Here is a 14,736-nt window from a genome sequence, read left to right as displayed (position 1 = left end):
GTTTGATTTCAACTGGAGTTATAACATTACAATAATAGTTGTCAAAAGTTAAATTTTTATATTAATATCACGTGGGTTTTTAATCCAGTCGACTACAGGCTTAATTTGATACTCTGCCATAAGTGGTGGCAAATGCCCTACTCCGCTTACTTCAATACCAGATACTTTAGGCTTAGATAACATTCTGTTATAGGCTTCATGAGTGAGAATATCAGAGTCGCTTCCTTTGATAACAAGTGTTGGAACTTCAAAACTTTCCCAAAGCGACCACATTTCAACATCAGTTGTAATATTTAAAAACTGCGCAAAATTTGCACCAATTCCGCCATCATATGCAAGCGTAATTTTACCGTTATCAAGCACCCTAAAACTATTTTTTGCTAAATGCCTCCAGTGATCAGGATTCTCTATACAAAATGGTTTAAGCACCATTTTTAAATGATTTTCCAATGATTCAATTGATGTAAACTCAGGTAATATATCAACATATTTAGCAATTCTTTGCAGCGATTCAATAGGAATATGAGCGCCAACGTCGTTTAATACTAGCTTTTCAATAAAGTTTGGAACCATTCCCATAAGAGTCATTCCAACTAGTCCACCCATAGATGAGCCAATCCATGTTACTTTGCTAATACCAAGCATTTCAGCTAACTGAATCACATCAGATGTGTAGGTTGCATATTCATAACGAATTTTATCATTTAAAAATGTACTTTGACCACGCCCTACAAAGTCAAATGCAATCACTCTAAAATCTTTTGCTAGTTCTTCCGCTATAAAGTCAAAGTCCCTGGCGTTTCGGCTAAGTGCATGTGCGCAAAATATTACAGGGGCATCCTTTGCCCCCCTATCATAATAGGCAATTTTACGACCTGGCTGCAGTAAATCTACTATTTCAATAAACTTAGGTTCCATTACATTACCTTATTTTCAGTGTACTCATCCCGATAATGGCAAATATAATGCTTATAATCCAAAACCTTACCACTACCATTGGCTCACTCCATCCTTTTTTCTCAAAGTGATGATGAATTGGCGCCATCAAAAATATACGCTTTCCTTTGGATAATTTGTAGTAATACACCTGAACAATTACAGACAATGCCTCAATTACAAACAGTCCGCCGACCATTGCAAGCACTAACTCATGTTTGGTTAGCACACTTACAATACCAAGGCTTCCGCCAAATGCTAAGCTTCCTGTGTCACCCATAAATATTTTAGCTGGAGAGCAGTTATACCATAAAAATCCAAGCCCAGCACCAATCATACATGCAAGAAATAATGATAATTCCCCCACTCCAATTACATGATGAACTTTAAGGTATTCCGAAAATATGCTATTGCCCACAACATAAGCTATAACACTAAAACAAAATGCTGTAATCATTACTGGCACTATTGCAAGACCATCTAGTCCATCTGTAAGGTTTACAGCATTTGACGCTCCAATTGTTACGCATGCAATAAATGGAAAGTATAACCATCCAAGGTCAATTAAAACTTCTTTAAAAATTGGTAACGCAAGCTTGTTATCAAGTGCCGATGGCATAATTTTTTGAATCCATAAATAAGCAACAAGACTTATAATAAACTGATATGCCAGCTTAAACTTACCGCTAACGCCCTTACTGTTACGTTTAGTCACCTTACGGTAATCATCAATAAATCCTAAAAGTGCATATGAACCTGTAACAAACATTGTAAGCTGAAGGGAGCTATTTGAAAGGTCACCCCATAAGATAACACTTACAAATATACTAATCATCATAAGCAGCCCACCCATTGTAGGAGTACCACGCTTTTTAAAGTGGCTTTCAGGACCATCGTCTCTAATTGGCTGACCTCCATTTTGTATTTTTTGCAAATAAGCTATAAACTTATTCATAAATAAAAACATTATTAGCATCGATGTTATAGCCGCGCCAAATCCTCTGAAAGTAATATACTTAAAGATATGAAAGTAATGCACGTCTTTGAACACTTCCTGTGTTAAATAATAAAGCATCTTGAATTCACCCGAATAAATCGTTAACTGCTTAGTTTTAGGCTATCTGCCATTTTATATAATCTCATAGAGTTTGAGCCTTTAAAAATCAGCACATCCCCATCATTTATTTTCTTTAGTATATCTGAATTCATCATTTCATCAATATTAATAAAATAACCAAACCTATAATTTTCTTCCAGGTTGTTATAAAGGTTCTTCATCATATCACCCACACATACAACAAGGTCAATGCCACTTTGATAGATATCGTCTGCCAGATTCGCATGAAAGTTTTGCGCGCTCTCACCAAGCTCTTTCATATCACCAAGTACTGCAATTTTACGAGATTGAGCGAACTTTTGACCATATGCCATAAGCACAGCTTTTACTGCCGCTGGACTTGCATTATATGCTTCATTAACAATGGTAATTCTTTTACCATCGATTTGAGATGCAAAAATCTCTCCTCTTCCCTTTGCAATCTCCATATCTTTAAGTGTACTAATACCTGCCGAAGGATTTAGACTAAGGCTTGATGCAGCCAAGATACAGACCATAGAATTATAAGCCTGATGCTCGCCAACCACAGGAATTTGGTACTCATATTCATTTTCACCATATAATACTTTTACAAATGTATGGCTATCAATAATTCCACATGATTTTAGTTTAATATCTGCTTCTTTGCTTTTACCAAAAGTTTTGATATTTTTAACGCCATATTTCTTAGCATTAGAAATAAGTCTGGGCGCATATTGGTTATCTATATTAATGACTGCAATTCTGCTCTCATCAGTACCCATAAATATCTCAGACTTTGCATCTGCAATACCTTCTACTGAATCAAAAAACTCTAAGTGAACCGCCTCAACATTTGTAACAATGCAAATTTTTGGATTTACAATTTTTGTTAGCTTTTCAATTTCACCTTTAGAACTCATCCCCATTTCAATAATGGCATATGTAGCGTCCATTGGCATTCTTGATAATGTTATGGGTACGCCCAAATCGTTATTAAAATTACCTTCGGTCTTGGTGGTTTTGCCATAAGCAGAAAAATAAGACGCTAGCATTTCTTTTGTTGAGGTTTTACCAACACTGCCTGTAACGCCTATATAAGTTGCTTTAACGTTACTTCTTTTAAAATGAGCCATCTTATAAAGCGCATCTAAAGTATTTTCAACTACCACAATACGCGGATCATTTAAATCATTTTTCTCAGCAATTACAACAGACGCGCCATTATGAAGCGCGCTTTCGATATATAAATGACCATCACCATTTTCACCTTTTAAAGCGATAAAAACATCTCCAGCTCTAACTTCCTTAGAGTTAAAATAAAAACCCTTAGCTTTAAATTCAAAATCTATTTCAATACCTAAAGCTTCTGCAAGTAGCTTATTATCCCAAATCATCACTAAATCTCCTCGGCTATTTTTACATCGTCAAAATCTAATTTTGTATCACCTATTATCTGGTATTTTTCATGACCCTTACCTGCAATTAATACTATATCGTTTACACCAGCCATACTTACAGCTTCCTGAATTGCAAGTTTTCTATCAGCAATTTCAATGAATTTATGACTACCTATCACCTGTTTCCTTATACTTGCTGCATCTTCAGATCTTGGGTTATCATCTGTTACAATCACAGCATCTGAAAGTTTTGCTGCAATATCACCCATTATTGGTCTTTTAAGCGCATCCCTTTCCCCGCCACATCCAAAAACAGTAATAATTTTATTAGGTTTATGATCTTTAATTACTTTTAGAGCTTTCTCAAGTGCATCAGGTGTATGAGCATAATCTACGTAAATATTTTTACTGGAATTTACTTTTTGCATTCTGCCAGGTACTGGTGATAATTTTGGAATAATATCTTCAGGATTGTTAATGTCATTAGCTAACATAGCAAGTGCAGTTATAAAGTTGTATAACTGAAAATCTCCAACTAAACTAAGCTCAAATGACATTTTTTTACCAAAATATTCAAGTTCAACAGCCATACCTTTAATATTAGGAATACAGCTAATAATTTTTATTGCCTTAGCTTTATAACCAAAATCAATAAGTTGCAATTGTTTTTGGCTAGTCTTTGCAACAATTTCATTAAACTGCGCAATGTCACTATTTACCGCCGCAATACTGCCTTTTTGAACCAAATCAAATATCCGCATTTTAGCTGCAAAATATTCTCCCATAGTTTTATGATAATCTAGGTGATCCTGAGTAAAATTGGTAAACCCTACAGCTTTAACCTTAACCATATCAAGCCTGTGCTGATCAAGCCCATGACTTGAAGCCTCAAGCGCGGCATAGTTATAATTATCTGCTAAACTATCTAAAATTCTATGTAAATCAATTGCACCTGGCGTGGTAAGCGAGGCATTTTCTTTTGATAAATCATAGTTATTTTCATCATACCCCACCCCCAAAGTACCTATGCTTATGGCTTTTATACCTGTAAAGTAAAGCATTTGCCTTATAAAATGCGCGGTAGAAGTTTTACCATTTGATCCTGTAACAGCATAAACATTTTCGGGCTGCTTTGGATACATTGCTTTTGCAACATGCATTTTGGCAATTTTATCATCTTCCACCTGAATAATTGGCACACCAAAATCTGAATAATTATTTTTAGGAGCAATTACAATCTTTGCGCCTTTTTGCACGGCCATTTTAATAAAGTTTTCAGTTTTAGAAATTTCAAGGTTTGGAGCTAAAAACAAAGAGTTCTGGCTTACTTTTCTAGAGTCATCGGTTAGATTATCAATTTGTATATCTTCCTGCAAATTATGTTTAATATTTGCCTTTTCCAGAATATTAAAAAGACTCTTTGTTGTCATAAAGCGACCTGTCTATGTATAGTTTCTTTGATATATTTTTGTCTTCTTCGTCAATTGGTTCGATGCCTAAAACAGCCGACATTCTGGTTATAATTTTACTGATCACGGGTGCTGCCGTCCAGCCACCTGTAGCATATCCGAATGTTGCTGCATTTCCTTTAGGTTCATCAAGGATAACGAACAGTGCATATTTAGGTTCGTGTATTGGAAAAGCCGCCACAAATGACGATATATTAGCTTTTTTACTATATCCGCCTTTTATACTTTTCTCGGCACTTCCGGTTTTACCACCTACTATATAACCCATAGCTTCTGCTTTTTTACCCGTACCTTCTTTAACTACCAGCCTTAGCAATTTTTTTATCTTATCCGCTGTATCTGTTGCTATGATTTTTGTAGGAATCTTTCCTTTATTCCCATCTAGTAATAAGGTTGGTTCAAACATTTTTCCATCATTTAAAATACCTATAAAACTACGCATAAAATGTATTGGCGTGAGCATCATGCCATGCCCATATGATATAGTCATTGTGCTTAGCGCGCCCCATTTGCTACTTGATGGATATAAAGCCTGCCCTTTCTCAGGTATTTCAATTGATACTGGATCAAAAAGCCCAAACTTTTTTAGGTATTTTTTTTGAATGTCAATACCCAAATCCATAGCAATTTTTGCAGTCCCAATGTTAGATGAATTTAAAAATATTTGAGGGATTGTTTGCACCCCCCCTTTAGCATGATAATCTTTTAGCTTAAACCTTGCGTATTTTATCGGTTCGCTTACATCATAACTTGAAGCAAGGTTCACCGTTTTATTATCGATCCCCATAGCCATAGTTACAATTTTAAATACTGAACCCAGCTCTTGAGAAGCATGGGTTGCGCGGTTAAATAACTGCTCTGATGATGCCTTACCTGGATTATGGGGGTTAAAATCAGGAAGGCTCACTATACTTAAAATCTCACCATTTGAAACATCTGCAACTATTGCCGCAGCCCCTATTGGCTTAAATTCATCAAAAGCAGCCTTAAGCTCTTCATATACAATAAACTGTATTCTTAAATCTATTGAAAGCGCTAAGCTATCATTACTATCTATTCCTTCATCTATTATAAGCTGTTTATCAAAGTTTTTTTCAATACCGGCAAGCCCCATACCGTCTATACCCACATAACCTATTATATGGCTTAGCAAATTATTATGCGGGTAAAATCTTCTATGACCGTTTTCATACATTACACCAGGAAGCCCAAGCTTATTTACTGCGTAAACTTCTTTTGGCGTCGCATTTCGTTTGATCCATACAAAGCTTTTTTTCTTTGATGTTAGGTCTTTATATAAAGTTTGAGAATTTAAACCAGGAAATACTTCTTTTAACTTCTTCACTGCTTCTTTAGCATCCAATATTTTTTTTGGATTTGCATAAATTGAAGATATTGCAAGGTCAACAGCCAATACCTGTCCATTTCTGTCTACGATATTTTTACGATGAAATGATGAGCTATTGTAATGTAATTTATCAACTGCAAAGTCATCATATTTTGACGAAACAACATTATATGCTTTAATAGCAACTATACAAAATCCAATAGCAAAGCAAATACCAACAAAAAAAGATCGCTGGGCGGTTTGATTGAGATTAGGGTAAAAAAGCGGGAATATTTTAGTTCTTATAAACCTTTTTCCAATTACCCATAATTCATGTTTATTCATAATGAAATTCTAGATAATATATAGGATTTTCAGATTAAAACATGCCATTATAAGCCTCCCCTTATTCATCGTTAGAATAAGATGAATTCTGAATCTTAAAAGACACATTGTCAACAGTCTTTGCAGCTTTTTCTTCAGCAAATTCTGTTATAACTTCTGGGGTAGATTTATATTTTTTGAAACCAAGCTGAGCAACATCAATAGGCTTTAGAGCTGGATAATATTGCACAACAATTTTTCTTAGTCTTTCAGGCTGATTTAAATATGACCACTCTGCATTTAAAACTTTAATTTCACTTTTTTCCTGCAGAATTTGCTTCTGTATTTCAACCATATCTTTTGATAAATTTTGCACCTGAAATTTTACATGAAACATTGCAACGCCGCTTAAAAATAATAAACTTAAAGAAACAAATAGGTGCAAAGGTATCTTCATTTAAGCTACCTCCTCCACTTTTTCAATAACTCTAAGCTTCGCAGAGCGTGATCTTGGATTTCTATCTAATTCTTCGTCACCAGCGCAAACTGGTTTTTTAGTCAAAATTTTGAAGGCTTTATCTTCAGCTAGCTCTCTAAAATAATGTTTAACTATTCTGTCTTCAAGAGAGTGGAAAGTTACAACGATAATTTTTCCGCCTACAGGTAAAATTTCTGAAGCGCTTTTTAGAGCATCCTTAAGCACTTCTAATTCTCTGTTAACTTCAATTCTAATTGCCTGAAATGTTCTGGTTGCAGGATCAATAGGGTTTTTAAAAGATTTTCTTACGCATGACCTTACAATATCAGCAAGCTTAAATGTTGTATCAATTTTTGCTTTTTTGCGCTCAGCGATAATTCTTGCTGCTATTCTACGTGACTTTCTTTCCCCACCATAGTTGTAAATAACATTGGCAAGATCTTCTTCACGGTAATAGTTTACAACATCGAATGCGGATTTACCTTTATCACCCATCCTCATATCTAATGGACCATCTTTCTGAAAAGAAAACCCACGTTCTGCATTATCAATTTGCATTGAAGAAACGCCAATATCCATAACAATAACATCAGCAGGAATAAAATCTTCTCTGTGAGCAATCTGCTTTAAATCTTCAAAATTTCCTTTTGCAAACTTAAAACCTTTATATTCTTTTGAAACCTTATCAGCGAAAGGCGCAACACTAGGATCCTGATCAATACCAAGAACAATGGCTTTTTCCGCAAGCATAGCTTTTGTGTAGCCCCCAAACCCAAACGTACAGTCAATTGCACGCTTACCTTTTAGCGGAGATGCAAATTCTATCACCTCTTTAAGGAGTACGGGAATGTGTTGGTCAGCTTCTTGCATTTTATTAAAAGCCTCCCTTTATCTTAAGACTTGAACGTTTTTCTTTGGCAAGTGCCCGAGCTTTTTCTGCATATACCGCAAACTCATTAGGGTTCCATATCTCAAATGTATCACCTTTTCCAACAAAAGTCACGTTTTCTGATAAATTTAAGTTAAAAATGTAACTTTCTGGTAACAATACCCTACCCTCGCTGTCGAAACTTAGTTGCTGACTTCCGCCTAAAATAGCTGCTGCAAATGCATCTCGCTCTTCTGAAAAAGGATCAAGGTTCTCAATAAATTCATTTAATTTTACAAATCTGTCAATTCCGCTAGCTTCAATGCAGTTATTTATGAATGATTCGTATGTGATTATCCCACTAAATTCCTGATTCACAAGAACTGTGCGATACTGTGCAGGTACAGACACCCTGCCCTTTTTATCGAGCTTGTTAGTGAAGTTGGACAAAAATAATTTCATTTTATTTTGGTTTTTTATGGGATTTTATGGTTCAAAATGGATGATAGCTGATAATATATGGTAAGTCAATCGCCTAAAATATAAATATTAGGCATTTTTTTAATTTTTTTTATTACATGGCAACAGTTAACGAAAAATGGGGTAAATACAATAAATATTTGCCCCATTTTTTGATATTATGATTTTTCTTTAATATTCAAGTTACAAGCTTTATCAATATTTTCAAGCACGACTTTAACTGCTTTCTTATTTTGTATAGTTCTATCTTGATTCCAAGCAGTTTTAAAATCCTTTACAAGTTGTTTTATTTCTTTAGAAGCCTGCTCTGGTGTTTTTCCTTTCCAAAATTCTTCTGTTGTAATTTTTTCAAGCTTTATGCCTTTGTTAGTAGCAAATTTAATCATTGTTGATTTTTCTTGATTATTAAAACATGAAGCAACATTATTTCTTAAAGTTACTAAACTTTCGTCTGCTTTCATATTTACTAAATTTTCAAACTTCTTAACCTCATCATGTACAATACCATCACCACCTGTGTTCTTAGGGGGTTTTTCTGGCTTAATAACTTTCGGTGCTGGCTCAACAGCTTTCATCAATTTCTTTTGAACAGATTTTGCTGTTTTAGATTTAATTTTATCTTTTTTATCAGATGTGATTATGGATTCCTGTGCTTTAGTAGGATTACTTACTATACTTGCATTCTTAGCTTCCGCCATTATTGCATTACACAACTCATTTACAGCTTTCGCAGTATTATCTTCTTTTGATTTTTGAATTCCTGCTATCTTAGCTTTAGTATCATTAATTGTTTTAGTAAATTCTTTGGACTTTTTTACAAGTTTCAAATCAACAGCCACAGCACCAATTGCTGTAACTGCCGCACCAACATATGCTATTGCTTTAGCAGCAACTAAACTAGATACAACATACTTCGTAACTAATGCAACCGCCATACCAGATATTAATGCTTGCGAAAGCGCCAAAACCACACCAACAGTTGCCACAACGCACACAACAATACCAACTCTAGTCAGATTTCTCTTAAATTGAGATGATTTTAAATTCTTTCTTTCAACACCAGAATTTAAATTAACATCAACATCCTGATCAAAAATCTTTTTCATAGCCTCAAGAGTTTTAGTCGCGGTTTTTCTAATAGACTCTTTTTCAGCTGGCTTAAATGTTTTAATATCGTCTTCTATTTGACTAATAAAATCATTTACAAACTCATCTGTTGACTTAGGGTTACTCAGCGAAGTAAAATTCATCATTGCATTTTTTAAGAATTTCTCATCTGCCATTAGTGCAATTATTTTTTTTACAGCAGGATTATTACTTGCTTTAATACTAGCATTTGGCCCCTGATCTAACATAGCTTTAAACATGTCCATTACCGGTGTAATTACCGTAACTTCATATGTTTTTTTATCGTTACCTATATTATTATCTTTCATTTCCATAACAAACCTCTAGTTATCGTTAATATTAATATTTTAACATTATTTAAACTTAATATAAATAGGTTTGTATATTTTATTAAATAAATTATTGCAATTTATTAATTTTCAATGACTTATCTATATAGATAAATTCGGGGATTTACCTTCTATAATTGTTATTAATGCCCGAATATCCAGTATTGATCTATGTAAGTTTTTATCACGTGAATCATTAATGTTAACAACAACTTCACTAAAGAAAGCGCCTTCAAATTTTTTCAAATCGACACTTAGTATAAGCTTAGCAACTCCCGCTGGCATGTTTTCATACCTTGATATATCAAAAACTTTTTTATATTCTGATGGAATTTTATCAAAAAGCTTTTTTATATCTGGATCTGAATCAACATATATAGCCTTCCAGTTACTTAAAGCAAAATCCACTTGTGCAACTTCTTCTTGAGTTACAATCTTTTTTGATTTTGTCTTTGTATGATCAACAAATTCTATTTTAGGATAAATTTCTTTAATTAAATTTATAAAGTCTTTCTGCTGTTTTTTATCCTGAATTTCTGAAACAAGATAAGCCGCAGCTTGAACCACAACATTTTCAAAACTTGATTTTAAAATACTATCTCTTAGAAAACTGCCTTTAAATATATTACGTTTTTCATTATATACATCAGAAATTATATCATCTTTTAAGTCTTTAATCTCACTTTTTGATTTGTAAAACTTGATTTCATTATCACTAAGTATTCTTAGTGATTTATAACCCAAAGCACCAAGCCCAAATGCTGCCAATACACCGCTAACAACTGCAAATCCTTTAGCAACTCCCATTGTAACTGCAAGGTACTTCGTAATAAATACAGCAGCTGAACCTAATATAACAGGAGAGCTAAGCCCAGCAAGTATGCCAGTAGCAACCGTAACTAATACTATAGTAGCTACAGATGATAATACCATCTTTGGTACAAGTCTTGATTTTCTAAAATTATCTTCAAGATCTTGCAGCTTATCTAAATTTACTTTGTTTTTATTATTATATGCTAAAAATCTTTCGTCTTCATTATAAACAAACGAATAATTTTTTAATACAGCTAGATCATTATAAAAATCCTCAAACTCCTTAGTATTATATGGAGGTTTTTTTAGTGGATTATCAGAAGCCTCGCCACCTGATAATTTGTGAATATGGGAAACCAGCTTTTTAAGCATCATTACTGGTGCTTTACTTATCGGAGTTTCGTTTGTTATTGAATCCAGAATAAATTTCTCAAGTTTTTTAAACTCTGTATCATCTTGCAAAATCTCAATCAAATTTTTTAATGCCATATTATTTGGTTGCTTCTCAGCTACCAACTTAGCAAAATCCTGCAAAGTTTTTCTTACTTTGATTTCTCCTGAAGCTTTCATAAAATCACCCAATTTATTAAAAATTTAATTAAATTGCAAACTATATCAATATTAATTTCAATTAACTAAATTGGGCGATTAAGACCTTTTACACAAAATCTGCTATAAGTTACTGATTAATATAACAAATATTTTTTATATACAAAAAGGTCTTATAACTTTTAGAGTTTTATTTATGCTTGTTTTTCAATAACATTACAATTAAGCTTCCTGCAACAGCACATACAGGTATTACACTAAGAGCCAGCTGGCAGTTTAAGGATGAATAGAATTTAAGTCCCGATTCTAACTTTTCACCATTCCAAAACAGATCCATGAGTGATCCAACCATTGTATGGAAAAATGACCCACCAAGCATATTTATTGAATTTAAAAAAGCAATTGTAATCCCAAGCAGTCTGTGATCGACCATATCCGCACCCATAGCAAATACTATAACCTGGTAACAGCAAAATACACCTATTAAGAAAAATATACTCGCTAAAAATACCCAGCTGCTACTTACACCATATATCACTAAACTTAGCAATACAGCAAGCATAAAGCCGCTAGCAACTAAAACAGTTTTTTTACCCAATTTATCTGAGAAAAAAGCAAGAATTGGTCCACCAAAAAGCATTCCTACAAATATAAAGGACGTAAGCTCAGCTGCACTAGATTTACTTAAATTATAAAACTGCATTAAGAACGACACGCCCCAAACGTCAGCAAAACCCTCTAAGCTACCAACCATAAGTAAATTAGCAAATGCAAAGACCCATATAAACTTTGAACTTAGCAACTCTTTTAAGTCTTTAAGAGATATCGGGTTTTTCTCAGCCTCTTTTTCAAATTTCTTAGGTGATTTTAAAAATAATAGCGCAGCAAAAGATATAGCTATAGCTATTGATCCTAATATATAAGCTACTTTATTGTTACCGTATGTTTCTATTAGCGAATTTATTGGCATACCACCATATACAGCACCTAGCAAACCAACACTAAAGCTATAACCAACCATTTTAGCGTACATTGTCTCACTAAACCATTCTGATATAACTTTAGATACTCCTAAAAATCCTATCGCAGAACCAGCGCCAATTAAAAACCTACTCAAACACGCTAGCATCCAATTATCTGTATAAGTAAATAAGAATGTTGCAAGCCCGCACATCATAGCGCAGAAGAACAAAACTGTTTTTGCCCCAAATTTATCCAATAAAACGGCAATTGGCAGCTGCATACCAGCATAACCATAGTAATATAGCGATGCCAAAAATCCAAATCCTGCCGCAGTTATGTTAAATTGAAGCATAATGCTTTCCATATTAAGACTTGGCCACAGCCTTAATATAAATTGAAACGCAAAAAAGCTAAGGGGAACAAACCACATTAAAAGTGGCATAAATCTATGTTTAAACATTGTTTATCTCTTTGTTTATGTTATTTAGTAAAAATTAAATTGTAGAATTTTGGGTGTAAGAATATGTTTCGGCTTTTCAGCCGATAATAATTGAAGAGATAATAATGTTTAGAAGTAAGTTATACATTATAATATAATTAATAAAATTTCACTTATAATAGCATTATTTCATACTAAAGTCAATAAACCTATAGAATTTATCTACCAATCATATGGTTTATTAAGCTATTAGCCTGATTAACAATACCTGTATGTAAATTATCCTTTTTTGTTTCAACCAGCGAAGCAAGTGGGTTAAAAGTACGCTCTAACCATGAAAGCTCACTACCTTTAAACTTGATTGCTGCATCATTGACTTGCGCGCAACCATTTGTATAAGGCTTTGCCAATTTTTCGATAAGCTTTGCAGATTTCACTTCAAACCTAGCGCCAGGTACAATCTTTTCATTAAGAAAATATGCGCAAATCCTTTGCTCGGCCTCAAAAAATGCATAACCTGCCAGAGCTATGATTGGCAATCTTAAGTATGCAGGAAAAGTAGCCGCACCAATTCTTGGTAAAACAAATTTCATAAATATACCAGCTCTGCAAGCAACTTCAAAAAAATGCATGATAGACGGATCATTAGCTTTCTTAAGCATCCTGCTTAATAGCCCTCCAAGTTTACCCGGAAGACCAATAGCCACAGTAAATACGGTATGGAATATAGCCGAGTGAAGAGTCCTTGCAGGCTCAAATTTGTTTGGCGTATTAGGCGCTAAATTATTCCATATTCCCGCGCTAAATACGCTCCATAGCAATACTTTACGAATTCCCATTTCAGGAGCAAGGGCAAATAATACTAAACTGCTAATACTGAATTTACCAATTAGAGGCATAATATTAGAGGATATTAGCTTTGCGGAATATTTTGACCCTCTAAAGTCTAAGCTTAACTCTAAATTAGATTTATCTAATGATATTGCCATGGTATTAATCCTTTAAATTTTTGATAGATGAATTTAGCAACATACAACCTAAAAGTCAATTAAAAATTGTTAATTTTATAGCAAATTATTAATTTATTATTATACATCGGACAATATACATGCCATTATTTAGAGGAATTAATATATTTTTCCTGGATTACTTCAAAATATTTCATACTTTTCGTAATTGTATAGGTTCAAAGTATCGGTGATGGAATTTTAAGTGAAAAGGTTTGGTAATAGACGTCATCAATGATAAAAAAAACAAAAAATGACTGACCACCCCCGGGAGGTCATTTTTTTTCTATTTATTGGGGTGTTAAATCGAACATATAAATTACTCCCCTCGCCTTATTTTATTAGGCTCGCCCCCTGGTCGTAATTTATATGGATTTTAATTAAATTCAATTAGATTAATACGGAAATAGCTTTATATTCCTTGTAATGACCGTTACCGATATTATGAACTTCTACAATTGTGAAAAATGCACTGCATTTTGTATGCTGAATTAAGTTGAGTTTTGCACAGAAATAACGAGCGATATATAGAAAAATCTACATGAGTGAGGAAATGACACATTCCATATTTAAAATATCTAAGTTATAATATTTTAGGTTAGATTAGATAGAGAAATAACGAGTGAAGCCTAGTTTTAAACCTAGGCGAACGAGGAAATGACGCATTCCATAATTCAAAGCCTTAAGTTAATGGTGCACTTGGCGGGAATCGAACCCACTACCTTTGCCTTCGGAAAGCAACGCTCTATCCTGGTGAGCTACAAGTGCGCAGAGTATAATATTAATTTTCTTATAGCTGCTAAACAACCTTAAAACAATGATTTTAAAAAATTTTTGCATAAAAACGAAAAAAAGACTTGATTATACGAAAATAATTGCTTATATATAGCTTCATCCGAACGAAATGCGGGGGTGTAGCTCAGTTGGTTAGAGCGTCGGCCTGTCACGCCGAAGGTCGCGGGTTCGAGCCCCGTCACTCCCGCCATCCGCATTTCAAATCTCTATACAATACTTTCATATATTTATCAATATTTTAACTTGGCTTTAGTTCAAAACTTTTATCAAAAATTATAATATTTCACTTGACTTAGTATAAAATTAAATGCTATAAGCAACCCGAAAATGATGTAACTTGATAAGTTTTCAAAGTC

At 33.7% G+C, this 14,736-nt stretch carries 12 protein-coding genes and 2 tRNA genes; 1 reads left to right on the top strand and 13 read right to left on the bottom strand.

All coding sequences use genetic code 11. The features are described from left to right. Nucleotides 1-48: 48 nt before the first annotated feature. The 13 genes from BGO27_06525 to BGO27_06465 form a co-directional block, all read right to left on the bottom strand. A complete protein-coding gene (locus BGO27_06525; GenBank protein ID OJV15075.1) occupies nucleotides 49-918 on the bottom strand; it encodes a hypothetical protein in 870 nt (289 codons plus the stop codon). Between the two features lie 4 nt (nucleotides 919-922). Then, nucleotides 923-2,011: a phospho-N-acetylmuramoyl-pentapeptide-transferase gene (locus BGO27_06520; protein ID OJV15074.1), complete on the bottom strand. Its 1,089-nt coding sequence runs from the start codon at nucleotides 2,009-2,011 to the stop codon at nucleotides 923-925. A 23-nt stretch (nucleotides 2,012-2,034) separates the two neighbouring features. Further along, nucleotides 2,035-3,408, bottom strand: a complete 1,374-nt coding sequence (locus tag BGO27_06515; GenBank protein OJV15073.1) for a hypothetical protein — start codon at nucleotides 3,406-3,408, stop codon at nucleotides 2,035-2,037. Nucleotides 3,409-3,410: 2 nt separating this feature from the next. Continuing rightward, entirely contained in the window at nucleotides 3,411-4,841 is a 1,431-nt protein-coding gene (locus BGO27_06510; protein ID OJV15072.1) for a hypothetical protein, read from the bottom strand. After that, entirely contained in the window at nucleotides 4,819-6,501 is a 1,683-nt protein-coding gene (locus BGO27_06505; protein ID OJV15139.1) for a hypothetical protein, read from the bottom strand. The genes BGO27_06510 and BGO27_06505 overlap by 23 nt, the downstream gene beginning before the upstream one ends. Nucleotides 6,502-6,613: 112 nt before the next feature. Continuing rightward, the gene (locus BGO27_06500) at nucleotides 6,614-6,988 is read right to left on the bottom strand and encodes a hypothetical protein (protein OJV15071.1); all 375 of its coding nucleotides are present in this window, start codon (nucleotides 6,986-6,988) and stop codon (nucleotides 6,614-6,616) included. Further along, complete coding sequence (locus BGO27_06495; protein ID OJV15070.1) at nucleotides 6,989-7,879, bottom strand: 16S rRNA (cytosine(1402)-N(4))-methyltransferase; 891 nt, start codon at nucleotides 7,877-7,879, stop codon at nucleotides 6,989-6,991. A gap of 4 nt (nucleotides 7,880-7,883) precedes the next feature. Continuing rightward, nucleotides 7,884-8,339: a cell division/cell wall cluster transcriptional repressor MraZ gene (locus BGO27_06490; GenBank protein OJV15069.1), complete on the bottom strand. Its 456-nt coding sequence runs from the start codon at nucleotides 8,337-8,339 to the stop codon at nucleotides 7,884-7,886. Nucleotides 8,340-8,515: 176 nt separating this feature from the next. Continuing rightward, nucleotides 8,516-9,799, bottom strand: a complete 1,284-nt coding sequence (locus BGO27_06485; protein OJV15068.1) for a hypothetical protein — start codon at nucleotides 9,797-9,799, stop codon at nucleotides 8,516-8,518. A gap of 117 nt (nucleotides 9,800-9,916) precedes the next feature. Beyond that, nucleotides 9,917-11,197, bottom strand: coding sequence for a hypothetical protein (locus BGO27_06480; protein ID OJV15067.1), 1,281 nt, complete (start codon nucleotides 11,195-11,197; stop codon nucleotides 9,917-9,919). Between the two features lie 169 nt (nucleotides 11,198-11,366). Beyond that, the gene (locus tag BGO27_06475; GenBank protein ID OJV15066.1) at nucleotides 11,367-12,599 is read right to left on the bottom strand and encodes an MFS transporter; all 1,233 of its coding nucleotides are present in this window, start codon (nucleotides 12,597-12,599) and stop codon (nucleotides 11,367-11,369) included. 197 nt (nucleotides 12,600-12,796) lie between these two features. Continuing rightward, the gene (locus BGO27_06470; GenBank protein OJV15065.1) at nucleotides 12,797-13,567 is read right to left on the bottom strand and encodes a hypothetical protein; all 771 of its coding nucleotides are present in this window, start codon (nucleotides 13,565-13,567) and stop codon (nucleotides 12,797-12,799) included. A 709-nt stretch (nucleotides 13,568-14,276) separates the two neighbouring features. After that, nucleotides 14,277-14,353: transfer RNA gene (locus BGO27_06465), tRNA-Arg, on the bottom strand. Between the two features lie 140 nt (nucleotides 14,354-14,493). Here BGO27_06465 and BGO27_06460 point away from each other — a divergent pair. Next, nucleotides 14,494-14,570 (top strand) — tRNA-Asp (locus BGO27_06460). Nucleotides 14,571-14,736: the final 166 nt, after the last annotated feature.

The organism is Alphaproteobacteria bacterium 33-17, assembly GCA_001897445.1.
Classification (GTDB): Bacteria; Pseudomonadota; Alphaproteobacteria; order Rickettsiales; family 33-17; genus 33-17.
This window is presented reverse-complemented; position numbering and strand designations above follow the sequence as displayed.

Excerpts from the sequence above, each read along its gene's own strand:
- BGO27_06525 (OJV15075.1), bottom strand. The coding sequence starts at position 918 with ATGGAACCTAAGTTTATTGAAATAGTAGATTTACTGCAGCCAGGTCGT.
- BGO27_06520 (OJV15074.1), bottom strand. The coding sequence starts at position 2,011 with ATGCTTTATTATTTAACACAGGAAGTGTTCAAAGACGTGCATTACTTT.
- BGO27_06515 (OJV15073.1), bottom strand. The coding sequence starts at position 3,408 with ATGATTTGGGATAATAAGCTACTTGCAGAAGCTTTAGGTATTGAAATA.
- BGO27_06510 (OJV15072.1), bottom strand. The coding sequence starts at position 4,841 with ATGACAACAAAGAGTCTTTTTAATATTCTGGAAAAGGCAAATATTAAA.
- BGO27_06500 (OJV15071.1), bottom strand. The coding sequence starts at position 6,988 with ATGAAGATACCTTTGCACCTATTTGTTTCTTTAAGTTTATTATTTTTA.
- BGO27_06495 (OJV15070.1), bottom strand. The coding sequence starts at position 7,879 with ATGCAAGAAGCTGACCAACACATTCCCGTACTCCTTAAAGAGGTGATA.
- BGO27_06490 (OJV15069.1), bottom strand. The coding sequence starts at position 8,339 with ATGAAATTATTTTTGTCCAACTTCACTAACAAGCTCGATAAAAAGGGC.
- BGO27_06485 (OJV15068.1), bottom strand. The coding sequence starts at position 9,799 with ATGGAAATGAAAGATAATAATATAGGTAACGATAAAAAAACATATGAA.
- BGO27_06480 (OJV15067.1), bottom strand. The coding sequence starts at position 11,197 with ATGAAAGCTTCAGGAGAAATCAAAGTAAGAAAAACTTTGCAGGATTTT.
- BGO27_06475 (OJV15066.1), bottom strand. The coding sequence starts at position 12,599 with ATGTTTAAACATAGATTTATGCCACTTTTAATGTGGTTTGTTCCCCTT.
- BGO27_06470 (OJV15065.1), bottom strand. The coding sequence starts at position 13,567 with ATGGCAATATCATTAGATAAATCTAATTTAGAGTTAAGCTTAGACTTT.